This window comes from Ramlibacter sp., assembly GCF_036383835.1.
GTDB lineage: Bacteria > Pseudomonadota > Gammaproteobacteria > Burkholderiales > Burkholderiaceae_C > Ramlibacter.
Genome location: NZ_DASVNN010000030.1, coordinates 1 through 24,827 on the forward strand (window position 1 = coordinate 1; position 24,827 = coordinate 24,827).

Consider the following 24,827-nt stretch of genomic DNA (forward strand, 5'->3'; position numbering starts at 1 on the left):
GCCTGCGTGTACGCCGTCTTCACGGTCGTGTAGAACTCCGCCGCATAGCGGCCCTGCTCGCGCGGGCCGTAGCTGGAGCCCTTGCGGCCGCCGAAGGGCACGTGGTAGTCCACGCCCGCGGTGGGCAGGTTCACCATCACCATGCCCGCTTGCGAGTGGCGCTTGAAGTGCGTGGCGTGCTTGAGCGAGGTGGTGGCGATGCCCGCGGACAAGCCGAACTCGGTGTCGTTGGCCAGCGCCAGCGCCTCGTCGTAGTTCTTCGCGCGGATGACGCTCACCACCGGGCCGAAGACTTCCTCGCGGCTGATGCGCATCTGCGCGGTCGTCTCGGTGAAGAGGGCCGGCTGCAGGTAGTAGCCCGGCGCGCCGTCGGCGTTCTTCTCGATCGCTTCGCCGCCGGCCACCAGCCTGGCGCCTTCGGCCTTGGCGATCTGGATGTACTCGAGATCCTGCGCGAGCTGCTTGTCGTCCACCACGGGGCCGATGTCGGTGCCCTTCTTGCGCGCGTCGTCGACCTTGAGCGTCTTCATCTTCTCGGCCATGGCGGCCACGAACCTGTCGTGGATGCCTTCGGTGACGATCAGGCGCGAAGACGCCGTGCAGCGCTGGCCGGTGGAGAAGAAGCCGCTGTTGAGCGCGGCCGCCACGGCGACGTCCAGGTCGGCGTCGTCCAGCACCACCATCGGGTTCTTGCCGCCCATCTCCAGCTGGAACTTGGCCATGCGCGCCACGCACGCCTGCGCGATGCGCTGGCCGGTGGCGACGGAACCCGTGAAGCTGATGGCGTTGACGCGCTTGTCGTCCAGCAGCACCTGGCCCACTTCGGAGCCGCGGCCCATCACCAGGTTGAAGACGCCGGCGGGCAGGCCGGCGCGGTGCAGGATGTCGGCAATGGCCCAGGCGCTGCCCGGCACGAGGTCCGCGGGCTTGAGCACCACGGCGTTGCCGAAGGCCAGCGCCGGGGCGATCTTCCAGGCGGGAATGGCGATCGGGAAATTCCAGGGGGTGATGAGGCCCACGACGCCGACCGGCTCGCGCGTGACTTCGACGCCAACGCCCGGACGCACGGAGGGCACCACCTCACCGCCCACGCGCAGCGCTTCGCCGGCGAAGAACTTGAAGATGTTGCCGGCGCGGGCCACTTCGCCGATGGCTTCGGGCAGGGTCTTGCCTTCTTCGCGGGCGAGCAGGTCGCCCAGTTCGGCCTTGCGCGCCAGGATCTCGGCGCCGGCGGCATCGAGGATGTCGAAGCGCTGCTGCGGCGTGGACAGGCCCCAGCCAGCCTGCGCCTTGGCGGCGGCGGCGATCGCCTGCTGGGCGTGCTCGGCGTTGCCCTGCGCGTATTCGCCGACGACGTCGCGCGTGTCGGAAGGATTGATGTTGCGGGATACGCGGGCACCTGCTACCCACTCGCCGCCGATGAGGTTCTTGAACATGTCGGTCTCCAGGTTGGCGTCATCCCCGCGGAGGCGGGGATCCAGGGCATCCGCATGGAAAGCCCTGGGTTCCCGCCTTCGCGGGAATGACAGTTGTCAGCGCACCATGCAAGGCCGCTTCGGATCGAACTTCCAGTTCGGCACCAGGAACTGCATGCCGATCGCGTCGTCGCGCGCACCCAGGCCGTGCTGCTTGTACAGCGCATTGGCCTTCTCGAGTTCGCCTTCGTCGATCTCGATGCCGAGACCCGGCTTCTTCGGGACCTGCACGTAGCCGCCTTCGATCTTCAGCGGATCCTTCGTCAGGCGCTGACCGTCCTGCCAGATCCAGTGCGTGTCGATCGCGGTGACCTTGCCCGGCGCGGCCGCACCCACGTGCGTGAACATCGCCAGCGAGATGTCGAAGTGGTTGTTGGAGTGCGAGCCCCAGGTCAGGCCCCAGTCGCGGCAGGTCTGCGCCACGCGCACCGAGCCGGCCATGGTCCAGAAGTGCGGGTCGGCCAGCGGGATGTCCACCGACTGCAGCGCGAGCGAGTGGGCCATCTGGCGCCAGTCGGTCGCCACCATGTTGGTCGCGGTCGGCAGGCCGGTGGCACGGCGGAATTCCGCCATCACTTCGCGGCCGGAGAAGCCTTCCTCGGCGCCGCACGGGTCTTCCGCATAGGCGACGACGCCCTGCATCTTCCGGCCCAGGCGGATCGCGTCCTTCAGCAGCCAGCCGCCGTTGGGATCCAGCGTGACGCGCGCTTGGGGGAAGCGCTCGTGCAGCGCCGTGACGGCTTCGACTTCCGCATCGCCGCTCAGCACGCCGCCCTTCAACTTGAAGTCCTGGAAGCCGTAGCGCTTCTGCGCCGCTTCGGCCAGGCGCACGATTGCCTCGGGCGTCAGTGCTTCCTCGTGGCGGAGTCGGAACCAGTCGTCCTGCGCGTCCGGCTCGGAGGCGTAAGGCAGGTTGGTCTTCTTGCGATCGCCGACGTAGAAGAGATAACCGAGCATCTGCACCGCGTCGCGCTGCTGGCCTTCGCCGAGCAGGGCCGCGACGGGCACGCCCATGTGCTGGCCCTGCAGGTCCAGCAGGGCCGATTCCACCGCGGTTACCGCGTGGATGGTGGTGCGCAGGTCGAAGGTCTGCAGGCCGCGGCCGCCCGAGTCGCGGTCGGCGAACTTCGTGCGCATCGCATTCAGGATCGCCTGCAGGTTGCCGATGGACTGGCCTTCGACGAGCGGACGGGCGTCTTCCAGCGTCTGGCGGATCTTCTCGCCGCCGGGGACTTCACCGAGGCCGGTGTGGCCTTCGCTGTCCGTCACCAGGACGATGTTGCGGGTGAAAAAGGGCGCATGCGCGCCCGAGAGGTTCAGGAGCATGTCGTCCCGGCCGGCGACCGGGACCACACGCAGCGTCTTGACGACGGGAGCGCTCATTCTCAATCAGCCGTGATCTTGCGGGTCTCGATCAGGCTCTTCCACTTCGCGTATTCCGCCGCCTGGAACTTGGCGAACTGCTCGGGCGTGTTGGCGACGATCTCGAAGCCTTGCGCCAGCAGCTTGTCCTTCACTTCCTTCTCGTTGAGGATGGACGCCATCGCGGTGTAGAGCTTCTGCTTCACGTCGGCCGGGATGCCCTTCGGCGCGGCGATGGCCTGCCAGGACTGCACTTCAGCGCCCTTGACGCCCTGCTCCTGCAGCGTGGCGACTTCCGGCAGCAGCGGCGAACGCTTCTCGGAGGAGATGGCCAGCGCCTTCACCTTGCCGGCCTTGACGTGCTGGAGGATGCTGTTGATGTTCACGAAAGCCGCGTCCACCTGGCCGCCCAGCAGGTCGTTGATGGCGGGGCCGCCGCCCTTGTACGGGATGTGCAGGCCTTCGGTGTTGGTCTGCTGCCAGAACAGTTCGGCCGACAGGTGGTCGGACGAGCCGTTGCCGGAGGAGGCGAAGCTCACCTTGCCCGGGGTCTTCTTCAGTCCGGCCAGCAGTTCGGCGACCGTCTTGTACGGCGAAGCGGCGGGAACGACCAGCACGTTCGGGGCCTGCACGGCCACCGTGATCGGATCGAGGTCCTTCAGCGCGTCGTACTGCACGCCCTTGATCAGGTGCGGGGCGATCACGAACGGGCCGAGCGAGGACACGAACAGCGTGTAGCCGTCCGCGGGCGCGCGCTTCACGAACGCGGCGCCGATGGTGCCGGTGGCGCCGGCCTTGTTGTCGACGATCCAGGTGCCGCCCAGCTTCTCGGGCAGCTTCTGCGCCAGCACGCGGGCGATGGCGTCGGTGGAACCGCCCGGCGGGAACGGCACCACGAGGGTCACCGGCTTCTCGGGGTAGCCGGCCGCAAAGGCGCTCGCCGCGGCGGCAGCCAGGGCCAGGCCCATCAGGGTCTTCTTGATCATGCTTGGAGTCTCCAGTGGAAAAAGCAGGCGCTTGTTTACTGCGCGCCGAGCTTGCGGATCAGGGCGGCGAGTTCTTCCACTTCCTGCGGCTTCAGGTCCGACAGGGGCGGGCGCACCGGGCCGGCGCTCTTGCCGACGATGGTGGCGCCGGCCTTCACGATGGACACGGCATAGCCTTCACCCTTGGCACGGATGGCGAGGTAAGGCAGGAAGAACTCGTCGATCAGGCGGCCCGTGGTGGCGGTGTCGCCGGCCCAGTAGGCGTTGTAGAACTCCATCGCGGTGCGCGGGACGAAGTTGAAGATCGCGGAGGAATAGGTCGGCACGCCGAGGGCCTTGTAGGCGTGGGCGTAGACCTCGTGGGTGGGCATGCCGCCGATCATGGCGAAGCGGTCGCCCAGCTTCTGGCGGATGGAGACCATGCGCTCGATGTCGCCGGTGCCGTCCTTGAAGCCGATCAGGTTGGGGCAGCGCTCGGCCAGCTTCAGCAGCGATTCGGCGGTGAGCTTGGTGGCGCCGCGGTTGTAGACGATCACGCCGATCTTCACGCTCTTGCAGACGGCTTCGACGTGCTGCACCAGGCCTTCCTGGGTGGCTTCGGTCAGGTAGTGCGGCAGCAGCAGCACGCCTTGCGCGCCATTGCGCTCGGCTTCCTGCGCGTACTTGATCGCCAGGGTGGTGCCGCCGCCGGCGCCGCCGACGATGGGGGTGCGGCCCTTGCAGGTCTCGGCGGCGACCTTGATCACCTGCGCGTATTCCTGCGGCTCCAGCGAGAAGAACTCACCCGTGCCGCCGGCGGCGAACAGGACGGTGGCGCCATAGGGCTGCAGCCACTCGAGGCGGTCGGCGTAGCCCTTCGGGTCGAAGCGCAGTTCCTTGTCGAAGTCGGTGAGGGGGAAGGAGAGCAGGCCGGTGGAGAGGGCCTTCTTCAGTTCGTTGGGCGTCATGGTCGTTCCGGTCAAGAGATAGGACATCGTACAACTTGCCGCAAAACTTCCCAAGGATGTCCGACGACTTGAAGGGGTTTAAGTGCCCTCGGCCAAGCGCCGCCGGCGCTCGCGGCTGTTGGCCAGGTGGGTGCGCATGGCGGCCCGGGCGCCCTCGGTGTCCTGCCGGGCGATCGCATCGACGATGTTCTCGTGCTCGCTGTTCACCCGCCGCAGGTAGGCCTGCCGCTCGGGGGTGAGCGGGCCCGCCGGCTCCAGGCGGGCGCGCGGGATCATCATGCCGCCGAGCGTCCCCATCAGGTCGATGAAGTGGTGGTTCTGGGTGGCGCGGGCGATCTCCAGGTGGAACTGGAAATCGGGACCGACCGCGTCGCGGCCTTCCTCGACCGCGGCGATGAAAGCCTTGAGCGCATGGCGCAAGCTCTGCAGGTTGTCCTCGCTGCGGCGCAGGGCCGCCAGCGCCGCGCTTTCGGTCTCCACCGCGATGCGCAGTTCCAGCACCTCGATCACGTCGTGCAGCGTGCCGAGCTGGTCGGGCGAGATCCGGAAGGTGGTCGCGTCGCCGAGGCCGACCACGAAGGTGCCCACGCCATGGCGCGTCTCCACCAGGCCGGCGGCCTGCAGGCGCGAGATCGCCTCGCGCACCACCGTGCGGCTGACGCCGAACTCCTCCATGATGGCCGCCTCGGTGGGCAGCTTTTCGCCGGAGCTGAGCGACCCATCGCGGATGCGGCCGCCCAGCGCGTCGACCACGTCGTGGGCGAGGCTGCGGGGGCGGCGGCGGACGACGGCTTCATTCATGCGGGTTATCCCTCTTCGGATTCGGGCGGGCGGGCAGGAATACTTGTACGACGACTGATAACGGATGACAACCGATCCGGCCCTAATGTAGCAGGCGCCCGACGAAAGGAAAGCATGGCCTCCTCTGCCTCTCCCATTTCCCTGGGGCGCGTCCTGTTGACCGGTGCTGCCGGCGCGCTGGGCCGCCAGCTGCGGCCCCGCCTCCGATCCCGATGTTCGCTCCTGAGGGTGAGCGACGCCGCCGCGATGGATGCGGCGCAGGCCGGCGAGGAAGTCGTCGAGGCGAAGCTGGAGGACCGCGCCGCGGTGCATGAGCTGCTCGCCGGCATCGATGCCGTGGTGCATCTCGGCGGCATCTCCACCGAGCAGCCCTTCGATGCGATCCTGCAGGCCAACATCGTCGGGGTCTACAACCTCTACGAGGCGGCGCGCCGGCACGGCGTGAAGCGCATCGTGTTCGCGAGCTCCAATCACGTCACCGGCTACTACCGCCAGGACGAAGTGATAGACCCGACGATGCCGGTGCGGCCCGACGGCTACTACGGCATCTCGAAGGCCTTCGGCGAGAACCTGTCGCGCTTCTACTTCGACCGCTACGGCATCGAGACCGTGTGCCTGCGCATCGGGTCGTCCTTCCCCGAGCCGAGGGACCGCCGCATGCTGGCGACCTGGCTTTCCTACGACGACCTCGAGCGCCTCGTGGTCGCGAGCCTGACCGCCCCGGTCGCCGGCCACACCATCATCTACGGCATGTCCGACAACACCACCACGTGGTGGGACAACACGCCGGCGCGTCACATCGGGTACCGCCCGCAGGACAGCTCGGAGCCGTTCCGCGCCGCCAAGGAAGCCGCACAACCCCAACTGGACCTGAAGGATCCCGCCGTGACCTACCAGGCCGGCGGCTTCGTCCACATGGGCCCGTTCGACCAATAAGACCTTCACAGGAGACAAAGCATGCAGACCATCACCCGCCTCGCCGCCGCCCTGGCGCTGGCTGCCGCCGCCGGCGCGCAGGCCACCGAGTTCCGTTCCTCCGACATCCACCCGGACGACTACCCCACGGTGCTGGCGGTGCGCCACATGAGCGAGACGCTGTCCAAGCTCACCAACGGCAAGCACACCATCAAGGTGTTCGCCAAGTCGGCGCTCGGCCAGGAGAAGGACACGATCGAGCAGACCAAGCTGGGCGCGCTGGCGATGACGCGCGTGAACGTCGCGCCGATGAACAACATCTGCCCGGCGACCATGGTGCCGACCATGCCCTTCCTGTTCCGCGACACCGGCCACATGCGCCGCGTGCTGGACGGCCCGATCGGCGAGGAGATCCTCAAGAGCTGCGAGGAACAGGGCTTCGTGGGCCTGGCCTTCTACGACTCGGGTGCGCGCTCGATCTACTCGGTGAAGAAGCCGGTGAAGTCGCTGGCCGACGTCAAGGGCATGAAGATCCGCGTGCAGCAGTCGGACCTGTGGGTGGCGCTGATGGAAGCCATGGGCGCGAACGCCACGCCGATGCCCTTCGGCGAGGTGTACACGGCGCTCAAGACCGGCCTGGTCGACGCCGCCGAGAACAACTATCCCAGCTACGAGAGCACCCGCCACTTCGAGGTGGCCAAGTACTACAACAAGACCGAGCACTCGATGGCGCCGGAGATCCTGCTGTTCTCCAGGAAGACCTGGGACACGCTGACGCCGGACGACCAGAAGGCGATCCGCGCGGCGGCCAAGGAGTCCGTCACCTACATGCGCAAGCTGTGGGACGAGCGTGAAGCCAAGTCGCTGGCGCAGGTGAAGGCCGGCGGCGCGCAGATCGTCGACGTGGACACCGCCACCTTCCGCGCCGCGATGAAGCCCGTGTACGAGAAGTTCCTGAAGGACCCGAAGCTGCAGGGCATGGTCAAGCGCGTCAGCGAAACCAAGTAAGCGACGGGCCATGACGACGCAAGCCGCCGACGGCGCGGAGTTCATCGCCGCGCCATCGGGCACCCATCTCTATACGCGCTTCTGCGCCGCCCTGGCGCGCTTCTGCCTGCGCCTGGGCGTGGCGGGGATGTGCCTGCTGATCGTGGCGGTGCTGTACCAGGTGGTCGGCCGCTACATCTTCAACGACACGCCCACCTGGGCCGAAAGCGGCGCGGTGCTGCTGGTGCTCTACGTGACCATGCTGGGCATGGCCGTGGGCGTGCGCGACGCCGGGCACATCGGGCTGGAATCCTTCCTCGTGCTCGCGCCGGAAAAGGTGCGACTCGTGATGGAGCGCCTGATCCACGTGCTCGTGTTCGTGTTCGGCGGCGTCATGGCGTGGCAGTGCGGCGTGCTGGCGCACAGCGTCTGGAGCTACAACATCCCGACGCTGGGCATCTCCGAGGCGTTCAAGTACATCCCGCCGGCGATCGCCGGCGTGCTGGTCGCGCTGTTTTCCCTCGAGCACCTGATCGCGCTGGCGCGCGGCGAGGAAGTGGAGCCCTCATGGCACTGACCATCCTGTGCGTGAGCTTCACGCTGCTGCTGCTGCTGGGCGTGCCGGTGGCGTTCTCGATCGGGCTGTCGTCGCTGGCGACGCTGCTGTACGAAGGCCTGCCGCTGGCGGTGGGCTTCCAGCAGATGATCTCCGGCATGAACCCGTTCTCCTTCCTGGCGATCCCCTTCTTCATCTTCGCCGGCGAAGTGATGATGTACGGCGGCATCGCCGACAAGATCATCCAGCTGGCCAAGTCGATGGCGGGGCACGTGCGCGGCGGCCTGGGCATGAGCAACGTGCTGGCCTGCACGCTGTTCGGGGGCGTGTCGGGCTCGCCGGTGGCGGACGTGTCCGCCATGGGCGCGGTGCTCATCCCGCAGATGAAGAAGGAAGGCTACGACGCCGACTACGCAGTGAACGTGACGACGCACGCCTCGCTGGTCGGCGCGCTGATGCCCACCTCGCACAACCTGATCATCTTCGCGCTGGCGGCCAGCGGCAAGGTGAGCATCGCGGCGCTGATCCTCGCGGGCATCGTGCCGGCGGTGATCCTCACGCTGTGCAACCTGGCGGCGGCGTACTGGGTGGCGGTCAAGCGCGGTTATCCGGCGGGCACCTTTCCCGGCTGGCAGATCGTCGGCTACTCCTTCGCGGCGGCGCTGCCGGGCCTGTTCGTGGTGGCCATCATCATCGCGGGCATCCTGTCGGGCGCGTTCACGGCGACGGAGTCCGCCTCGGTCGCGGTGCTGTGGGCGCTGTTTCTCGCCGCGCTGGTCTACAAGCGCCTGACGCGCGAGCAGTTCCTCAAGGCGGCTGCGAAGGCCGTCAAGAGCACGGGCACCGTGCTGCTGCTGATCGGCATCAGCTCCATGTTCGGCTACCTGATCGGCCTGTACGGCGTGGCCGAGGCGACCGGCAAGGCACTGGCCGGCATGAGCACCTCGCCCTGGGTGATCTTCCTGATGGTGAACGTGATCCTGTTCATCCTCGGCACCTTTCTCGACATGGCGGCCACCATCCTGATCTGCACGCCGATCTTCCTGCCGATCTGCCAGCAGTTCGGCATGAGCACGGAACAGTTCGGCATCGTGATGCTGATCAACTGCGCGCTGGGACTCAACACGCCGCCGGTGGGGACGACGCAGTTCGTCGGCTGCACCATCGGCGAGATTTCGGTGGGCGAGGTGATGAAGACGATCTGGCCGTTCTACGGCGCGCTCATCGCGGCGCTGATGCTGGTGACCTACGTGCCTTCGTTCTCGATGGCGCTCCCGAACCTGATCCTGAAATGAGCGACTTCATTCCGTCCCTTCGCTACCCTGACCCCGCCATCGAGGTTCTCGACGAGCGCTTCCTCCAGCTGCGTCTCTTCAGCGCCAGCGTGGAGTGCATCGTCACCGGGCTGCGCTGGGCCGAAGGGCCGGTGTGGTTCGGCGACGGGCGCTACCTGCTGGTGTCGGACATTCCGAACAATCGCGTGATCCGCTGGGATGAGGCGTCCGGAGCGGTGAGCGATTTCCGCAACCCGTCCAACAACGCCAACGGCAACTTCCGCGACCGCCAGGGCCGGCTGCTCACCTGCGAGCACCTCACGCGGCGTGTGACGCGCACCGAGTACGACGGCCGCATCACCGTCCTGGCCGACCGCCATGAGGGCAAGCGCCTCAATTCGCCGAACGACATCGTGTGCGCGAAGGACGGCAGCATCTGGTTCACCGATCCGAGCTTCGGCATTCACGGCTACTGGGAAGGCGAGCCGGCCGAACAGGAACTGCCGCACGCCGTGTACCGTATCGCTCCGGACGGCAAGCTGCAGCAGCTGATCATCGACCTGAACGCCCCGAACGGCCTGGCCTTCTCGCCCGACGAGTCGGTGCTGTACGTCGTGGAGAGCCGCGCCACGCCGCATCGCCTGATCTGGGCCTACGACCACCGCGACGGCAAGCTGTCGAACAAGCGCGTCGCGCTCGACGCGAACGGTCCCGGCGCTTTCGACGGCTTCCGCGTGGACGTGGCGGGCAACCTGTGGTGCGGCTTCGGCAGCAATGGCGCTCCGGGCGCGGACCCCGAGGGCCTCGACGGCGTGCGCGTGTTCGCGCCGGACGGGACGGCGATCGCGCATATCCACCTGCCGGAGCGTTGCGCCAATGTGTGCTTCGGCGGAAAACACCGCAACCGCCTGTTCATGGCGGCGAGCCATTCGGTGTATGCGCTGTACGTCAACACGCAGGGAGCGGCCTGAACCCGCACCCGCCCGGCAGCCTCAGGTCGACGACACGTCGAGCCTGCGTTCGTTCGGCGGAATGAAGGATTCCAGGTAATAGAGCGGATGGCGGCCGGCCATGGCCGCACTCTCCAGCAGGATGCCGCGCGTGCCGGCCCTGACGCCGGTGGCGCTGGCGGCTTCCTCCGGGAACTTCACGTACGAGACGCGCTGGCGCACGTCGGTCACCGGCATGCTGACCTGGTTGCCCAGCATCTGCTTCAGGTTGGCGCCATCCAGGGTGGGCAGCGGCGCCGAAGCGATGCCGGGGAAGGTCTCCGCGTTGAAGTAGAAGCGGTTGAACAGGTCGAACTCGCCGTTGACGCTGATGCGGCGGTTCACCCGGACGATGTCGGCCCCGGTCTGGCGCAGCCACTCCGACCAGGGCCCGCGCTCGTCGATGCGCTTGCGCGAAAGCACCTTGGGGTAGAGCGGCAGGAAGGTGGGCTCCCCCTCGCGGCCCAGGAATCGCAGGTGCAGCGGTTCGTCGATCGCGCCGCGCCCTTCCGCCACGTAGGTGCCGCTGCCCTGGCTGCGCACGAGCAGGCCGGTCTCGGCGAGTTCGCGCAGCGCCCGCTGCACCGTTCCCAGGCTGAAGCCCGTCATGCGCGCCAGTTCGCGCTCCGGCGGCAGCTGGCTGCCCGGTTTCCAGTGGCCGCCGCGGATCGCCGCGATGAGCGTCTCGCGCAGCTGCGCGTACTTGGTCACGCCCGGCATCTCGGGCGCGGCGTAGATGCCGAGCGGGTCGGGGGCGGCGGGGCTCACTGCGATGTTCATGGGGCGCTTCTTCGGCAGGGATCGTAACCCAACCATGATCGAGTTGACCAATGCTATAGAGCACTGTAGTATTGGTGCACTAGATCAAACAAACCAGGAGACATCCCATGCACGCCAAGACCCTCCTTGCCTTCGCCCTGGCAGCAGTCGCCGCGGTGGCGACTCCAGTCGCGCGCGCCGAAGCGTGGCCGAACAAGCCGGTGAAGATCCTGTTCGGTTTCCCCGCCGGCAGCGCCACGGACGTGATCGCCCGCACGGTGGGCCAGAAGCTGTCCGACAAGTGGGGCCAGCCGGTGGTGATCGAGAACCGCCCGGGGGCCGGAGGGAACCTGGGCAGCGAGCTGGCGGCGCGCGCTCCCGCCGACGGCTACACCATCTTCTTCGGGACGGTGGCCAACGCGATCAGCGTCTCGCTGTACGGCAAGCTCAATTACGACTACCTGAAGGACTTCACGCCGATCACGCTGGTGGCGACCACCCCGCTGGTGCTGGTCGCCAATCCTTCGGTGCCGGTGAAGAACGTCAAGGAGCTGATCGCGCTCGCGAAGGCCAAACCGGGGCAGCTGAACTTCGGCTCCGGCGGCGTCGGCACTTCCAACCACCTCGCCGGCGAGATGTTCAAGACGGCGACCGCGACCGAACTCGTGCACGTGCCGTACAAGGGCACGCCGGCGGCCTACAACGACATGTTCGGCGGCCAGGTCGCGCTGATGTGGGACAACATCGTGGCGGCCACCACCCACGTCAAGAACGGCAAGCTCAAGCCGATCGCGGTGACCAGCCTGCAGCGCGCCTCCTCGCTGCCCGAAGTCCCGACCATGGCGGAATCCGGCCTGCCGGGCTTCGAGGCGGTTTCCTGGATCGGCGCGCTGGTGCCTGCCGGCACGCCGCAGCCCGTGGTCGACAAGATCCACGCGGACCTGGTCGCCGTGCTTCGCATGCCCGAGGTCAAGGACAAGCTGGCGGCCTCCGGTGCCGTGGTCGTCGGCAACACGCCGGAGCAATTCGCCGCCTGGAACCGCGACGAGATCGCGAAGTGGTCCAAGGCCGTCAAGGACTCCGGCGCCAAGGCCGAGTGAACAACCTCATTCCAGCAGACAACATTGAACGATGAAGGACATCCAGTGAGCAGAACCAGGATCCAGGAACCGGCACGCGACCTCCCCGTGCTGATGGAAGCGGACGTCGTCGTGGTGGGCGGCGGGACGACCGGCCCGGTCGCGGCCATCGCAGCGGCCCGCCGCGGCAAGAAGGTGGTGCTGATCGAGCGCTTCGGCTCGCTCGGCGGCATCCTGACGCTCGGGCTCAATACCAAGCCCTCGGGCGCCCTGATCGGCGGCATCCCCCTGGAGATCTGGAACCTGGCGCGCTCCGCCGGCGGCGCGGGCGAGGACTACATGGCGACCACCAAGACCGGGGGCGTGAAGATCGCCTCGCCGACCGATCCCGAGATCATGAAGATGCTGCTGACGCGCCTGTGCGTGGAAGCGGGCGTGCAGATCCTGTTCGAGACCTTCGTCTCCGCGCCGTACGTGGAGGACGGCGTGGTGACCGGCGTCATCATCGAGGGCAAGGGCGGCCGCCAGTTCGTCGGCGCCAAGGTGCTGATCGACTGCTCGGCCGACGCCGACATGGCGGCCAAGGCGGATGCGCCGTTCGTGATGGGCTCCGGCGAACGCGAAGCCACGATGCAGCCGGTGTCGATGTACTTCATCATGAAGAACGTCGACCTCAAGCGCCTGGCCGACTGGGCGCGCACCTGCGACGACGTGCCGGCGCGGGCCATTCCCGCGACCGAGGCCGGCCTGGACTACGGCCTCTGGCTGACCGGATTCAACGGCATGCTGCGGCGGTTCCAGAGCGAAACCGGCGTCAAGCTGCAGCGCGACAATATCACGCTGAAGACGGCCGACGGCCAGATGTACGTCAACGCCACCCGCGTGCTGGGCGTCGACGTGTTCAAGCCCAAGGAGTTCACCGACGCGATCCTGGAGTGCTACCGCCAGATCGAGGGCGTGTGCCGCTTCCTGAAGGAGCGCGTGCCCGGCTTCGAGCAGGCCCGCCTGGGCCAGGTCTCGCCCATCCTGGGCGTGCGGGAGACGCGCCACATCCTCGGCGAATACACGCTCACCGGTCCCGATTCGCGCGGCGAGACGCGCTTCGAGGACAGCATCGCCGCCGACGCCTCGGCGCTGGACATCCACGACCCGAAGGGCGGGGACGTCGACTTCCAGAGCATGCCCCCCTACGAGATCCCGTACCGCACGCTGCTGCCGCGCGGCGTGGAGCAGATCCTGGTGGCGGGCCGCTGCATCTCGGCCGACCACGAGGCGCACGCGCGTTCGCGCAACATGCCCGCCTGCATGGCGACCGGGCAGGCTGCCGGCGTGGCCGCGGCGATTGCGGTGGAAGAGGGCGTGACGGTGCGGCAGGTGCCGGTGAGCAAGGTGCAGGCGGCGCTGCGGGCCCTGGGCATGCCGCTGCGCGCCGAAGACGTCCGGCTTTGAGCACCAGGATCCAGTACTGGCTCAGCACGGCCAGCCCCTGGACCTGGCTCGGCAGCGCCCGCTTCATCGCCCTCGCGCGCAGCGCCGGGGCGGAAGTGGACCTGCTGCCGGTGGACCTGGGCGCGGTGTTCGCGGCCACCGGCGGGACGCCGTTTCCCCAGCGTTCCGCCGCGCGGCGCAGCTACCGGCAGCTCGAACTCGGGCGCTGGTCGAAGCGGCTGGGGGTGCCCCTCCAGCTGGAGCCACGCTACTACCCGGTGGACCGCGGCCCGTCCAGCCGCCTGCTGATCGCCGCACGCAATGGCGGCGTGGACGCGCTCGGCTTGTCGCACGCGGTGCTTCGCGCGATCTGGCAGGAGGACCGGGACATCGGGGACTGGGCCACGCTGGAGCGGATCGCCGACGATTGCGGCCTGGACGGCGTTGCGCTGGCGCGTGTCGCGCAGCGGCCGGAAACGGAGCGCCAGTACCTGGAGAACACCCGGTGCGCGGTGGAGGCCCAGGTGTTCGGCTCGCCCACCTTCGTCGTGGCGGGCGAGCGTTTCTGGGGGCAGGACAGGCTGGACTTTCTCGCCGAGCGCCTGCTTCAGGGCTGCCGTTGCAGCTCCGATTCCACCTCCGGCAGCATCCGCAGCCCCCAATAGGTCGCGCCGCCGATCGCCACGCCGAAGAACCACCCGTACAGACCCCACCAGGACGGCAGCAGCGTGGTGAAGTTCGGCAGGATCGTCGAGAACACGATGCCGACGCCGGCGGCGACCAGCGCCTTGACGTGCCAGCCGCCCTGGTAGCGGTAGCGCCCCTGCTCGCGGTACAGCTCGTCGACGTGGATGCGGCCGCGCGCGATCAGGTAGTAGTCGACCATGATGATCCCGAACAGCGGGCCCATGGTGGAGCCGATGGCGCCGACGAAGTGCGCGGCGCCGCCTTCCCAGGGCGCGAAGGGATACAGCACCAGTGCGATGGCCGCGGCGATGTAGCCGCCCTTGTGGAAGCCGATCTTGCGCGGGAAGGTGTTGGAGATGTCGAAGGCCGCCGACACGAAGTTGGCCACCACGTTGATGCCCAGCGTCGCCACCGCGAAGGTCATCGCGGCGATCGCGGCGAGCACCCAGCTGTCGAACTTGGCCGAGATCTGGTCGGGGTGCACCAGCACCTCGCCGTACACCTTGTAGGCCGCGATGGTCGTGACGCCGGCCACCAGCGAGAACAGCATCAGGTTGACCGGCAGGCCCCAGAGGTTGCCCTTCTTCACCGCGGCCTCGTCCTTCGCGTAACGCGTGAAGTCGCAGAAGTTCAGGTAGAGCGCGGCGAAGTAGGTGATCCACACGGCCGCGACGGCGAGCAGCGCCGTCGGCGATCCGGGCGTGCCCGGCACGCCGGCGTCCTTGGTCTTTTCCAGCAGCACGTCCTGCGGGATGCCGCTGTCGAAGGAGAAGCCGCCGGCCTTCACCACCAGGCCGATGGCGAGGATCAGCATCGCGAACCACACGCCGGGGCCGGCCCAGTCCTGGAAGCGGCGCACCGTCTCCATGCCGTGCTGGATGATCAGCAGCTGCAGGCCCCATACCACCACGTAGCAGATCACTTCCAGCGCCGAGTGGCCGAGGAAGGGCACGTTCTTGTGGAAGGCCATGATCTCCGGCGAGCGCGTGAGCAGCGCCACGATCGCGCCCGAGGCGGCGGCCGTCTGCGCGCCGTACCAGAAGCAGGCCACGATGGCGCGCACCATCGCCGGGAAGTTCGCCCCCCACACGCCGAAGGAAGCGCGCGCGAGCACCGGGAAGGGCACGCCGGTGCGCGCACCGGCCAGGCCGACCATCGTCATCAGCACGTAGATCACCAGCGAGCCGATGCCGATCGCGAGCAGGAAGTTGACGAAGCTGCCGCACAGGAGGAACAGGCTGGCCGCGAGGAAGTAGCCCCACAGGCTGTGCACGTCCGAGGTCCAGACGTTGAAGATGCTGAAGGCGCCCCAGCGGCGCTGCTCGGGCGTCGTCGGGGCGAGGTCCTCGTTCGTGAGGCCGGGGCTGTAGCCCTTGGCGCTCCAGTCGGCATGGCTCATCGCTTTTCTCCTGGTGGGCTGTCGGGCAGAAGACGCCGCCCGTCGTACGGATCGTGTGCAAAACTGTATACACGTCAGTCGACACGCCGGATAGAGGAAACCCCGCGATGGCGGGCGTTTCGGCGGGCAACTGCTTTGACGAGGATGCGGGTAATCGGGGCGCGACGCAATGGGCGCGCGCGGTGGGCAAGCGAAGCTTGCCCACCCTACAAAAGGCGGGCGACCGGAGGATTCAAGCGGACGACGATGCGGTCGTAGGGTGGGCAACTTCCTTGCCCACCAGCGCCAGCTCAGCCAGCCGCAGCGCGCCCTCGAAGCTGCGCGCCACCGCGATGAATCGCTTGGTGTGGGTGAACACCGCATCGGTCACGCCGGTGACCGCGGCGAGCTGGCCGTCGCGCAGGCCGGCCCAGGCCTGCGGCAGGTCCATGCGCGATGCGAAGGTGCCCGGGCCGGCGGGCACCGTGCGCAGCACGAAGCGCTGTCCTTCCTCGTCGGCCTCCGGATAGAGCACGAGCAGCACCTGCGGCATTTCCTCCAGCACGACGCTGGTCCAGGGCATGCCGCCCTTGGCGAGGAACAGCACGCGACCGGCCAGCAGCCGCTCGGCGCCGCGCACTTGCGCCGCCGCCATGTCCTGGCCGATGCGCCGCCGCACCAGCCGTTCGAGGAACAGCTGCACGATCGCCATCCCTTCCTGGAAGCGCCGCAGCTGCAGGTGCGCGAGCGCGCTGGCGCCGAGGCCCTCTTCCTCGACCCAGTTGCTGTTCAGGGTCGAGAGCAGGGTGGAGAGACCGACGGCGCCGGGCGCCACCATCGCTTCGCCAGTGTCGACGAGGTCGAGATAGCGCACCAGTCCGGCATCGATGTCGTTGGCGATGCGGGCAAGCGTCGCGTCGGGCAATTCCTCGCCCATCTCCTGCGCGACCTGGCGAACGTAGGCCGGCCCGAACTCGCGCCAGACGAGGCCCGCGCTGGCATAGCCTTCCGCGCGCTCGATGCGGCCGTCGGCCGCCTGCCGCGTGCGGGCGCCGTCGAACTCGCGCTGGTGATGGTCGAAGCGGCCCGCCGCCGGGTCCCAGCGTCCGCCGACGTCGACGACGAAATCGGCGGTCGCGATCTGCGCTTCGTCGCGGGTGCGCACGATCTCGTGGTCGGGGAACACCGACGCGAGGACTGCCACGCCGAAGATGTCGTCGGCATGGAAGGAGCCGCTGTGCGTGGCGATGCGCTTCGTCATCCCAGCAGGTCGTGCAGCGTGCGGGCGACGACCTTGGTCGCGCGACGCAGGTCGTCCAGCTCCAGTCGCTCGTCGGCGCGCTTGGCGTTCGATTCGAGCACGGTGCGCGGTCCGGCGCCGTAGATGACGCCGGGGACGCCGGCCTCGCCGTAGAGGCGAACGTCGGTGTAGAGCGGGGTCCCCATGGCGGGGATATCCTGCCCGAACATCGCCTTGCCGTGCTTCTGGATCGCCTCGACCAGGGGCTTGTTGCCGGGCAGCGGCTTCAGCGAATTGGCCAGCAGCATCTTGCGGATCTCGACGGTGCCCGCGAAGTCCTGGCCCGCGTCGGCGATCACCTGGCGGATGCTGGCTTCCACTTGCTGCGGGTTCTCTTCCGGGATCATGCGGCGGTCCAGCTTGAACATCACCTTGCCGGGCACGACGTTGGTGTTGGTGCCGCCCTCGATGCGGCCCACGTTCAGGTAGGGGTGCTTGATGCCCGGCACCTTCGACGTGACCTGCTGGTAGAGCGTGTTCTGCGCGTACAGGGCATCGAGGATCTTCACCGCGCCCTGCAGCGCGTCGACGCCGGTGTGCGGGATGGCCGCGTGCGCCATCTTCCCGTGCACCGTCACTTCCAACTGCAGGCAGCCGTTGTGCGCGGTCACCACCTCGTAGCTGAAGCCGGCCGCGATCATCAGGTCGGGCTTCGTCAGCTTGTTCTTCAGCAGCCAGCCCGGGCCGAGCTCCCCGCCCCATTCCTCGTCGTAGGTGAAGTGCAATTCGACGCTGCCCTTCGGCTTGTCGGCGAGCGACTCCAGCGCGCGCACCGCGAACGTGAAACTGGCGAAGTCGCTCTTGCTGACGGCAGCCGCGCGGCCGTAGATCCTGCCGCCTTCGATCTCGCCGCCATACGGGTCGTGCGTCCAGCCTTCGCCGGGCGGCACGACGTCGCCGTGGGCATTGAGCGCGATGGTGGGACCGTCGCCGTAGTGGCGGCGCACGATCAGGTTGGTGATGGACTGCAGGCCGTAGCTCTTCACCTCCGCCTCGGGCACCGGATGCTTCTCGGCCTCGAAGCCGTAGGCCTTCAGCAAGTCGGCGGTGCGCTCCGCGTGCGGCGCGTTGTTGCCGGGCGGCGTGTCGGTGGGCACGCGGATCAGCTCCTCCAGGAAGCGCACTTCCTCGTCGAAGTGCGCGTCGATCCAGGCATCCAGTCGGTCGTAGTCGTTCATTGCATCTCTTTCGCCAGTTGCTGCAGCAGGTGCTGGAAGGACTGCACCGCCAGCTGCATGTCGTCGTTCGTCGTCGATTCCAGGGGGTTGTGGCTGATGCCGGCGTTCTGTCCGCGCACGAACAGCATGGCCTGCGGCATCGCTTCGTGCAGCTTCATCGCGTCGTGGCCGGCGCCGCTGGGCATGCGGTACAGCGGCACGCCCAGGCTTTCCACGGCACGCTCCCAGCGCTGCTGCCATTCGGGCGCGCTCGGTGCGGCGGCGGCGCGCATCGTTTCCTCGAAGCTGAAGGCGAGGCCGCGGCGTTCGCAGATCTCCTTCAGCTTCGCCAGCACGTCGGCCACCAGCTTGTCACGTTGCGGATCGGTCGGCGCGCGCAGGTCGAGGGAGAACAGGCAGCGGCCGGGCACGACGTTGATCGAGCCGTTGGGCACCTGCAGCATCCCGATGGTGCCGACCGAGTCGCCGTCCTGCGAGGCGCGCCGCTCCACGTAGAGCGCGAGTTCCGCCACGGCGACGGCCGCATCGCGGCGCCGGTCCATGGGCGTCGTGCCGGCGTGGCTTGCCATGCCCGTGACTTCGCACTGCAAGCGCACGCCGCCGTTGATCGAGGTGACGATGCCCAGCGGCAGGTCGATCTCGTTGAGCACCGGGCCCTGTTCGATGTGGACCTCGATGAAGCCCAGGTAGCGCGCGGGATCGCGCTGCAGCGCGGTGATCGCTTCGAGCGAGCCGGGCAGGCCGGCGTGGCGCATCGCTTCGCGCATGGTCACGCCGTCCGTGTCCTTCTGTTCCAGCCAGGCGGGATTGAAATGCCCGATCAGCGCGCCGGAGCCGAGGAAGGTCGCCTTGTAGCGCTGTCCTTCCTCTTCCGAGAAGCCGACCACTTCGATGCCGAAGGGCAGGCGTTGCTTCGCCCGCGCGAGTTCACGCACGCAGGCCATCGGCACGAAGATGCCGAGCCGCCCGTCGTACTTGCCGCCGTTGCGCACGGTGTCGTAGTGGGAGCCGGTGAGGACGTAGCGTTCCTCGGACGACCCGCGATACCGCCCGACGACGTTCCCCACCGCATCGATCTCCACCTCGTCGAACCCGCACTCGCGCATGTCCTGCGCGATCTGGCTGGCGGCGGCGCGGTGGGCGTCGGTGAGGTAGGTGACCGTGAGCTGCGCCCTCTCCGCATACCCCGGATCGCTGTGCCGCGCGAGCCGCTCCTGCCAGTCCCACACGAGGTTGCCGAGCGTGGGCTCCACGCCGAACTTGTCGTTCAGGCGCAGTTCCACGATGCGATGGATGTTGCGCAGGGCTTCGGCCCGCTCGAAGTCCGCGGGATGGCCGAGACGCCGCGCGAAGGTCTCGATGATCTCCTTGCGATCCAGGCCCGTGCCGCGCGGACCGCGCACGGCGAGGATGAAGGGGAAGCCGAACTTCGCGTTGTAGTCGGCATTGAGCTGCTGGATGCGCGCGAACTCTTCGGGCGAGCAGTTGGTCAGGCCGGCCTTGCTCTGTTCGTGGGTCGATTCGCTGGTGAGCGTGTTCGACACCATGGCCTTGCCGGCGAGCTCGGGGTGCGCGCGGATCAGGGCCAGCTGCTTCCCGGCGCCCGCTTCGCGCACGACGTCCGCCATCGCCTGCTTCAGGTGGCTCAGCGAGCGGAACGGCCGCTGGGCGAGCGCCGCCTGGGCGATCCAGGGCGAGTGCTCGTAGAGCCCGTCCAGCAGCTTCGCGGCCTCCGCACCGGACGCCGCGTTCACTTGTTCGATCGTGAGGGGCATGGTCAGCCCTCCTGGCAAGGATGGACCTGCGCCCAGTGGCGCGCGATGTCGATGCGGCGGCAGACCCACACGCGGTCGTGCTTCGCGATGTGGTCCAGGAAGCGTTGCAGCGCGGTGATGCGGCCCGGACGCCCGAGCAGGCGGCAATGCATGCCGATGCTCATCATCTTCGGCGCCTCGTCGCCTTCCGCGTACAGCGCATCGAAGCTGTCCTTCAGGTATTGGAAGAAGGGATCGGCATGCGAATAGCCCTGCGGCAGGGCAAAGCGCATGTCGTTGCAGTCCAGCGTGTAGGGAACGACCAGGTGCGGCGCGACTGTGCCGTCGGTCTTCCTCACCTTCATCCAGAAGGGAAGGTCGTCGCCGTAGTAGTCGCTGTCGTAGGCGAAGCCGCCGTGGTCGGCCACGAGCCGCCGCGTGTTGGGGCTGTCGCGGCCGGTGTACCAGCCGAGCGGCAGGTTGCCGGTGAGCCGGCGGATGCCGTCGACCGCGAGCTGCATGTGCTCGCGCTCGGTCGCTTCGTCGACGTTCTGGTAGTGGATCCACTTCCAGCCGTGGCAGGCGATCTCGTGTCCCAGTTCGATGAAGGCCTGCGTGACCTCCGGATGGCGCTCGAGCGCCGTGCTGACGCCGAACACGGTCAGCGGCAGCTTGCGCTGCTCGAACTCGCGCAGGATGCGCCACACGCCCACCCGCGAGCCGTATTCGTAGATGCCTTCCATGCTCAGGTGGCGCTCCGGAAAGGCCGCCGGATTGAACATCTCGGAGAGGAACTGCTCGGAGGCCGGGTCGCCGTGCAGCACGCAGTTCTCGCCGCCTTCCTCGTAGTTCAGGACGAACTGCACGGCGACGCGGGCCTGCCCGGGCCACTGTGCGTGCGGTGGATTGCGGCCGTACCCAATCAAGTCCCGCGGATACGCCGCGGTCGAGTCGTAAATGCCGTTCATGCAAGTGCCAATGCGATGTCGTGGGTGGGGACGAAACGGTCGAAGGCGAGGCTTTCCTCGACGTGCAGCAGGTGTTCCTCCATCAGCTTCACCGCGCGCTTTTCGTCCTTCGCGGCGAGCGCCTTCACCAGCTCCACGTGTTCCTCCTGCGAATGCGCGGCAAAGCTGTCGCGCTGGTACATGAGCGAGATCAGCGAGCTGCGCGACACGAGGTCGCGCAGGATCTGCGTGAGCACGCCGTTGCCGGCGAGTTCGGCCATCCGCACGTGGAAGTCGCCGAGCAGTTCCACGCCCTGCGCGGCATCGCGCCGGTCCACCGCCGCCTTTTCCTGCGCGAGGTGGTCGCGCAAGGCCTTGAGCTTGGCGGGCGTGACGTTGCGGAGGAACCCGCGCACCATCTCCGCTTCCAGCAGGCGGCGCACCTGGAACACCTGGCGCGCTTCCTCCACCGTGGGCGCGGCGACGAAGGCGCCGCGCGCCGGCTCCATCTTCACGAGGTGCTTTTGCACCAGCTGGAACAGTGCCTGCCGCACCAGCGTGCGCGAGACGCCGAAGTGGTCGGCCAGCTTCTGCTCCGCCAGCTTGGTGCCCGGCTGCAGGCGGTGCTCGACGATGGCGCGCGTGAGCGCGGCGACGATGGTTGCTGTGGAAGACGACTCCATGCGGCCATGATAGCCCGATCCGCTAAAAGTGTATACACTGCGGTGGACAATCCACGGAGAATCCCATGGGCCTGAGCACCCACGTCCTCGACACCATGCACGGCACGCCGGCCGCCGGCATGGCGGTGGACCTGTACACCACGGGCGGTGGCGCGCCCCAGCTGGTCAAGCGTTTCGTGTTGAACGCGGACGGGCGCAACCCGGAGGGGCCGCTGTTCGACAACGCGAACGTGAAGAAGGGCACCTACCGGCTGGTGTTCGACGTGGCCGCGTATTTCCGCTCGCGCAACGTGGCGCTGCCCGACCCGCCTTTCCTCGACCGCGTGACGCTGGATTTCGGCATCGCGCATGTCGACCAGCACTATCACGTGCCGCTGCTGGTGAGTCCGTGGGCGTATTCGACTTATCGAGGGTCATGAGTCCCGTCATCCCCGCGAAGGCGGGGATCCAGGGCTTCCAAAAAGAAAAGCGGCCCATGGCCGCTTTCCCTGGGCCCCCGCCTGCGCGGGGGTGACGATGCTCAACGTGCGTGACGGGTTCTCAGTCCTGGCCTTCCGTGAGCGTATCCAGCTGGAACTTGCCGCTCTTGTGCCACAGCCACGTGTCCGTGTAGACCACCTTGCCCATGCGCGCCGGCACCGGGTAAGGGGCGGCCGCGCGGACGGTGCGCTCGATCTCGGCGATCACTTCGGGCGCGTGCTTGGGCGCGCGCATCCAGTTCAGGTTGCGCACCTGGCCGCCGCCGTCCACTTCCACCTGCAGCACGCCGATCGCGTACAGCAGCGGGGGCATGCGGCCCTTCCAGATCCGTTCCTGGTTCAGGGAGTAGAGGTGCTGCGCGGCGTCGGCGCGATAGGCGCGCGGGTTGGTGGCGCTGGAGGTCTTGATGACCATGCCGGGCGCGGTGCGCGGTGCCACGGCGACGGTTGCCGGCGGCGTGGCGGGTTGCGCCACGGTGCGAGGCGGCTGTTGCGGAGGCGGCGGCGGCGCCGTGGTGCAGGAAGCCAGCAGGGCGGCGGTTCCCAGTACGGCGGGAGTCAACGGACGCAGGGCAGGGTGATACTTCATGGTCGGTCCTGGCGGTGGAATGCTGGCGAAACGCCGGCGGACTCTACAACGGGAATCCGCCGTCCAATGATGACCTTCGTTACCGATCGTTCGCTGTCCTTGCGTTTCGCTGCACTGTAAAGAATGCTGGCCATCAAAGAAGTCACGCAACGGTTGGCGGTGGAAGACGCCGTCCTGGTGACCGTTGATAGCACGCGCGGCTCCGTGCCCCGCGAGGCAGGCGCATGGATGGCCGTTTTCGCCGGACGAGTGGTGGCGACCGTTGGCGGCGGACATCTCGAACTGCAGGCGATCGAGGAAGCACGCCGGCGCCTCGCGGGCGGCAGCGGCGAGGCGGTGCAGCGCTACCCGCTCGGTCCTTCGCTGGGGCAATGCTGCGGCGGCGTCGTGCACCTGCGGTACCAGCGGCTCACTGCCGCCGATGCGTCGACGCTTGCCGCGCGCTTGCGCGCGGGCGGCACGCCGGTGGCCCTGTTCGGCGGCGGGCACGTCGGCAAGGCGCTGGTGAACCTGCTGGGGACGCTGCCCTTCGCGGTGAACTGGATCGACAGCCGCGACGAGATCTTCCCGGAGCAGGTGCCGGACAACGTGAGCTGCGAGCATTCCGATCCGGTGCAGGCCGCGGTGGCCGACCTCGCGCCGCAGTCGCGCGTGCTGATCATGAGCTTCAGCCACGCCGAAGACCTCGACATCGTGGCCGCCTGCCTGAAGCGCCTGCGCGAGCGCGGCGACCTGCCCTACGTCGGCCTGATCGGCAGCAAGACCAAGTGGGCGACCTTCCGCCATCGTCTGGAAGAGCGCGGCTTCCACGAGCAGGAACTGGCGCAGGTCACCTGCCCGATCGGCGTGCCGGGCATCGAGGGCAAGGAGCCCGAGGTGATCGCCGTCGCGGTCGCCGCACAGTTGCTGCAGGCGCCGCTTCCCTGAATCCGGCGAACTGTATACACTGCCGTCCACAGGTCGCAGCGGCGCCCCGGCTCCCGGAATAGCGCGACCCTCCTCTGCTCAGAGCGCCCGCGGTGGTGAGCAGGTCCTTGACGGACAGACAGCCATGGAAAGCTATCTTCTCGACTGGGCCAACCTGCTGCTGCGGTGGCTGCACGTGATCACCGCGATCGCGTGGGTCGGCTCCTCCTTCTACTTCGTCTTCCTCGACAGCAGCCTCACGCCGCCGTCCGATCCGAAGCTGCGCGACGAGGGCGTCACCGGCGAGCTCTGGGCCGTGCACGGCGGCGGCTTCTACCACCCGGTGAAGTACGCGGTGCAGCCGCCGCAGCTGCCGCCGCACCTGCACTGGTTCTTCTGGGAGAGCTATTCCACCTGGCTCTCGGGCTTCGCGCTGTTCACCGTCACCTACATCTGGAACGCGGGCAGCTACCTGATCGACCGCTCGCTCATGAACTGGTCGCCGGGCGCCGCGGTCGCGGTGGCGCTGTGCTTCCTGGTGGTGTTCTGGGTGCTGTACGACGCGATCTGCCAGGTCTTCGGGCAGAGGAAGAACGGCGAAGCGATCGTCGGCGTGCTGGTGCTGCTGCTGGTGTGCGTCGCTTCCTGGCTCGCCTGCCACTGGTTCGCCGGGCGCGCTGCCTTCCTGCTGGTGGGCGCGATGATCGCCACGGCGATGAGCGCCAACGTGTTCTTCTGGATCATCCCCGGCCAGAAGAAGGTGGTGGCGGCGATCAAGGCCGGCCAGCCGGTCGATCCGATCCACGGCCAGCGCGGCAAGCAGCGCAGCGTGCACAACACCTACTTCACGCTGCCGGTGCTGTTCGCGATGCTGTCCAACCACTACGGCTTCCTCTACACGCACAAGCTCAATTGGCTGGTGCTGATCCTGATGATGTTCGCGGGCGCCGCGGTGCGGCAGTTCTTCGTGATGCGGCACGGCTGGAAGCTGGGGCGCAACGGGCATCCGGCCGGTTATGCGCTGGCCGGCGTCGCGGCGATCGCGGCGACCATGGTGTGGCTCACGCCGGCGCCGGGCGAAGCGGCGAAGGTGGCCGCCGCGCCGGCGGATTTCGCCGCGGTGCAGAAGGTGCTGGAGCAGCGCTGCTACCAGTGCCACGGCGCGCAGGTTCAGATGAAGAACGTGCGGCTCGACACGCCCGAAGGCGTGCGGCAGCACGGGCTGGCCGTCTACCAGCAGGCCGTGGTGGCCAGGACCATGCCGCTCAACAATGCGACGCAGATGACGGATGCGGAGCGCGCGCTGCTGGGCAAGTGGTTCGCCGCGGGTGCGCCGCAGCCTTGAAGCGGGGCGCGCCGGGGCGTTGC

The 24,827-nt window shown here is 68.0% G+C and carries 24 protein-coding genes; 11 read left to right on the forward strand and 13 right to left on the reverse strand.

The genetic code is table 11. The features are described 5' to 3' along the window. The 5 genes from VF522_RS05205 to VF522_RS05225 form a co-directional block, all read right to left on the reverse strand. Positions 1-1,436, reverse strand: a 1,436-nt coding sequence (locus VF522_RS05205) for an aldehyde dehydrogenase family protein (RefSeq protein ID WP_330907170.1), incomplete at its 3' end; no start/stop codon positions are given. Between the two features lie 96 nt (positions 1,437-1,532). Continuing rightward, complete coding sequence (gene gudD, locus VF522_RS05210) at positions 1,533-2,858, reverse strand: glucarate dehydratase (RefSeq protein WP_330907171.1); 1,326 nt, start codon at positions 2,856-2,858, stop codon at positions 1,533-1,535. Between the two features lie 2 nt (positions 2,859-2,860). Continuing rightward, positions 2,861-3,820, reverse strand: a complete 960-nt coding sequence (locus VF522_RS05215) for a Bug family tripartite tricarboxylate transporter substrate binding protein (RefSeq protein WP_414709451.1) — start codon at positions 3,818-3,820, stop codon at positions 2,861-2,863. A gap of 38 nt (positions 3,821-3,858) precedes the next feature. Then, entirely contained in the window at positions 3,859-4,770 is a 912-nt protein-coding gene (kdgD, locus tag VF522_RS05220) for a 5-dehydro-4-deoxyglucarate dehydratase (RefSeq protein WP_330907207.1), read from the reverse strand. A 78-nt stretch (positions 4,771-4,848) separates the two neighbouring features. After that, the gene (locus tag VF522_RS05225) at positions 4,849-5,571 is read right to left on the reverse strand and encodes a FadR/GntR family transcriptional regulator (RefSeq protein ID WP_330907173.1); all 723 of its coding nucleotides are present in this window, start codon (positions 5,569-5,571) and stop codon (positions 4,849-4,851) included. A gap of 114 nt (positions 5,572-5,685) precedes the next feature. Between VF522_RS05225 and VF522_RS05230 the strand changes: the two genes are divergently transcribed. The 5 genes from VF522_RS05230 to VF522_RS05250 are packed head-to-tail and all read left to right on the forward strand — an operon-like array spanning position 5,686 to position 10,274. After that, a complete protein-coding gene (locus VF522_RS05230; RefSeq protein ID WP_330907174.1) occupies positions 5,686-6,507 on the forward strand; it encodes an NAD(P)-dependent oxidoreductase in 822 nt (273 codons plus the stop codon). 21 nt (positions 6,508-6,528) lie between these two features. Then, on the forward strand, positions 6,529-7,494 hold the full coding sequence (locus tag VF522_RS05235; protein ID WP_330907175.1) for a TRAP transporter substrate-binding protein: 966 nt from the start codon (positions 6,529-6,531) through the stop codon (positions 7,492-7,494). Positions 7,495-7,504: 10 nt separating this feature from the next. Next, entirely contained in the window at positions 7,505-8,050 is a 546-nt protein-coding gene (locus tag VF522_RS05240; RefSeq protein WP_330907176.1) for a TRAP transporter small permease, read from the forward strand. Further along, the gene (locus VF522_RS05245; RefSeq protein WP_330907177.1) at positions 8,041-9,324 is read left to right on the forward strand and encodes a TRAP transporter large permease; all 1,284 of its coding nucleotides are present in this window, start codon (positions 8,041-8,043) and stop codon (positions 9,322-9,324) included. The genes VF522_RS05240 and VF522_RS05245 overlap by 10 nt, the downstream gene beginning before the upstream one ends. Then, positions 9,321-10,274, forward strand: coding sequence for an SMP-30/gluconolactonase/LRE family protein (locus tag VF522_RS05250; protein WP_330907178.1), 954 nt, complete (start codon positions 9,321-9,323; stop codon positions 10,272-10,274). The genes VF522_RS05245 and VF522_RS05250 overlap by 4 nt, the downstream gene beginning before the upstream one ends. A 21-nt stretch (positions 10,275-10,295) precedes the next feature. Here the strand turns inward: VF522_RS05250 and VF522_RS05255 are convergent, their stop codons facing one another. Continuing rightward, positions 10,296-11,072 (reverse strand): GntR family transcriptional regulator, encoded by a 777-nt coding sequence (locus tag VF522_RS05255; protein ID WP_330907179.1) that lies wholly within the window; start codon positions 11,070-11,072, stop codon positions 10,296-10,298. A gap of 107 nt (positions 11,073-11,179) precedes the next feature. On the opposite strand from VF522_RS05255, the gene VF522_RS05260 reads away from it, so the two are divergent. From VF522_RS05260 to VF522_RS05270, 3 genes are read left to right on the forward strand one after another with little or no spacing between them, the layout of a single operon-like run. After that, complete coding sequence (locus tag VF522_RS05260; RefSeq protein WP_330907180.1) at positions 11,180-12,151, forward strand: tripartite tricarboxylate transporter substrate binding protein; 972 nt, start codon at positions 11,180-11,182, stop codon at positions 12,149-12,151. Between the two features lie 45 nt (positions 12,152-12,196). Continuing rightward, on the forward strand, positions 12,197-13,579 hold the full coding sequence (locus tag VF522_RS05265) for an FAD-dependent oxidoreductase (protein WP_330907181.1): 1,383 nt from the start codon (positions 12,197-12,199) through the stop codon (positions 13,577-13,579). Continuing rightward, positions 13,576-14,223, forward strand: coding sequence for a 2-hydroxychromene-2-carboxylate isomerase (locus tag VF522_RS05270; RefSeq protein WP_330907182.1), 648 nt, complete (start codon positions 13,576-13,578; stop codon positions 14,221-14,223). The genes VF522_RS05265 and VF522_RS05270 overlap by 4 nt, the downstream gene beginning before the upstream one ends. Here VF522_RS05270 and VF522_RS05275 read toward each other — a convergent pair. The 6 genes from VF522_RS05275 to VF522_RS05300 form a co-directional block, all read right to left on the reverse strand. Continuing rightward, positions 14,166-15,644, reverse strand: a complete 1,479-nt coding sequence (locus tag VF522_RS05275; protein WP_330907183.1) for an NCS1 family nucleobase:cation symporter-1 — start codon at positions 15,642-15,644, stop codon at positions 14,166-14,168. The two genes, VF522_RS05270 and VF522_RS05275, sit on opposite strands and share 58 nt — an antisense overlap. Positions 15,645-15,876: 232 nt before the next feature. After that, positions 15,877-16,884 carry an MYG1 family protein gene (locus VF522_RS05280; RefSeq protein WP_330907184.1) on the reverse strand — a complete coding sequence of 336 codons (1,008 nt, stop codon included), beginning with the start codon at positions 16,882-16,884 and terminating at the stop codon, positions 15,877-15,879. Beyond that, positions 16,881-18,101, reverse strand: coding sequence for an ArgE/DapE family deacylase (locus tag VF522_RS05285; RefSeq protein ID WP_330907185.1), 1,221 nt, complete (start codon positions 18,099-18,101; stop codon positions 16,881-16,883). The genes VF522_RS05280 and VF522_RS05285 overlap by 4 nt, the downstream gene beginning before the upstream one ends. Next, entirely contained in the window at positions 18,098-19,876 is a 1,779-nt protein-coding gene (uraD, locus tag VF522_RS05290; protein WP_330907186.1) for a 2-oxo-4-hydroxy-4-carboxy-5-ureidoimidazoline decarboxylase, read from the reverse strand. The genes VF522_RS05285 and uraD overlap by 4 nt, the downstream gene beginning before the upstream one ends. A gap of 2 nt (positions 19,877-19,878) precedes the next feature. Next, complete coding sequence (gene puuE / locus VF522_RS05295) at positions 19,879-20,823, reverse strand: allantoinase PuuE (RefSeq protein ID WP_330907187.1); 945 nt, start codon at positions 20,821-20,823, stop codon at positions 19,879-19,881. Next, complete coding sequence (locus VF522_RS05300; protein ID WP_330907188.1) at positions 20,820-21,485, reverse strand: GntR family transcriptional regulator; 666 nt, start codon at positions 21,483-21,485, stop codon at positions 20,820-20,822. Before VF522_RS05300 ends, puuE begins: the two co-directional genes overlap by 4 nt. 65 nt (positions 21,486-21,550) lie before the next feature. Here VF522_RS05300 and uraH point away from each other — a divergent pair, with 65 nt between their 5' ends. Then, the gene (gene uraH / locus VF522_RS05305; protein WP_330907189.1) at positions 21,551-21,904 is read left to right on the forward strand and encodes a hydroxyisourate hydrolase; all 354 of its coding nucleotides are present in this window, start codon (positions 21,551-21,553) and stop codon (positions 21,902-21,904) included. Positions 21,905-22,025: 121 nt separating this feature from the next. On the opposite strand, the gene VF522_RS05310 is transcribed toward uraH, so the two are convergent. Continuing rightward, entirely contained in the window at positions 22,026-22,553 is a 528-nt protein-coding gene (locus tag VF522_RS05310) for a hypothetical protein (RefSeq protein WP_330907190.1), read from the reverse strand. A 123-nt stretch (positions 22,554-22,676) separates the two neighbouring features. Between VF522_RS05310 and xdhC the strand changes: the two genes are divergently transcribed. Continuing rightward, positions 22,677-23,480, forward strand: a complete 804-nt coding sequence (gene xdhC / locus VF522_RS05315) for a xanthine dehydrogenase accessory protein XdhC (RefSeq protein WP_330907191.1) — start codon at positions 22,677-22,679, stop codon at positions 23,478-23,480. A gap of 124 nt (positions 23,481-23,604) precedes the next feature. After that, on the forward strand, positions 23,605-24,804 hold the full coding sequence (locus VF522_RS05320; RefSeq protein WP_330907192.1) for a urate hydroxylase PuuD: 1,200 nt from the start codon (positions 23,605-23,607) through the stop codon (positions 24,802-24,804). Positions 24,805-24,827: the final 23 nt, after the last annotated feature.

What these genes read in the sequence shown, in the direction of transcription:
- VF522_RS05230 (WP_330907174.1), top strand. Translation starts at nt 5,686, where the DNA reads ATGGCCTCCTCTGCCTCTCCCATTTCCCTGGGGCGCGTCCTGTTGACC.
- VF522_RS05245 (WP_330907177.1), top strand. Translation starts at nt 8,041, where the DNA reads ATGGCACTGACCATCCTGTGCGTGAGCTTCACGCTGCTGCTGCTGCTG.
- VF522_RS05280 (WP_330907184.1), bottom strand. Translation starts at nt 16,884, where the DNA reads ATGACGAAGCGCATCGCCACGCACAGCGGCTCCTTCCATGCCGACGAC.
- VF522_RS05235 (WP_330907175.1), top strand. Translation starts at nt 6,529, where the DNA reads ATGCAGACCATCACCCGCCTCGCCGCCGCCCTGGCGCTGGCTGCCGCC.
- xdhC (WP_330907191.1), top strand. Translation starts at nt 22,677, where the DNA reads ATGCTGGCCATCAAAGAAGTCACGCAACGGTTGGCGGTGGAAGACGCC.
- uraD (WP_330907186.1), bottom strand. Translation starts at nt 19,876, where the DNA reads ATGCCCCTCACGATCGAACAAGTGAACGCGGCGTCCGGTGCGGAGGCC.
- VF522_RS05260 (WP_330907180.1), top strand. Translation starts at nt 11,180, where the DNA reads ATGCACGCCAAGACCCTCCTTGCCTTCGCCCTGGCAGCAGTCGCCGCG.
- VF522_RS05275 (WP_330907183.1), bottom strand. Translation starts at nt 15,644, where the DNA reads ATGAGCCATGCCGACTGGAGCGCCAAGGGCTACAGCCCCGGCCTCACG.
- kdgD (WP_330907207.1), bottom strand. Translation starts at nt 4,770, where the DNA reads ATGACGCCCAACGAACTGAAGAAGGCCCTCTCCACCGGCCTGCTCTCC.
- uraH (WP_330907189.1), top strand. Translation starts at nt 21,551, where the DNA reads ATGGGCCTGAGCACCCACGTCCTCGACACCATGCACGGCACGCCGGCC.
- VF522_RS05285 (WP_330907185.1), bottom strand. Translation starts at nt 18,101, where the DNA reads ATGAACGACTACGACCGACTGGATGCCTGGATCGACGCGCACTTCGAC.
- puuE (WP_330907187.1), bottom strand. Translation starts at nt 20,823, where the DNA reads ATGAACGGCATTTACGACTCGACCGCGGCGTATCCGCGGGACTTGATT.
- VF522_RS05225 (WP_330907173.1), bottom strand. Translation starts at nt 5,571, where the DNA reads ATGAATGAAGCCGTCGTCCGCCGCCGCCCCCGCAGCCTCGCCCACGAC.
- gudD (WP_330907171.1), bottom strand. Translation starts at nt 2,858, where the DNA reads ATGAGCGCTCCCGTCGTCAAGACGCTGCGTGTGGTCCCGGTCGCCGGC.
- VF522_RS05250 (WP_330907178.1), top strand. Translation starts at nt 9,321, where the DNA reads ATGAGCGACTTCATTCCGTCCCTTCGCTACCCTGACCCCGCCATCGAG.
- VF522_RS05300 (WP_330907188.1), bottom strand. Translation starts at nt 21,485, where the DNA reads ATGGAGTCGTCTTCCACAGCAACCATCGTCGCCGCGCTCACGCGCGCC.
- VF522_RS05255 (WP_330907179.1), bottom strand. Translation starts at nt 11,072, where the DNA reads ATGAACATCGCAGTGAGCCCCGCCGCCCCCGACCCGCTCGGCATCTAC.
- VF522_RS05240 (WP_330907176.1), top strand. Translation starts at nt 7,505, where the DNA reads ATGACGACGCAAGCCGCCGACGGCGCGGAGTTCATCGCCGCGCCATCG.
- VF522_RS05310 (WP_330907190.1), bottom strand. Translation starts at nt 22,553, where the DNA reads ATGAAGTATCACCCTGCCCTGCGTCCGTTGACTCCCGCCGTACTGGGA.
- VF522_RS05320 (WP_330907192.1), top strand. Translation starts at nt 23,605, where the DNA reads ATGGAAAGCTATCTTCTCGACTGGGCCAACCTGCTGCTGCGGTGGCTG.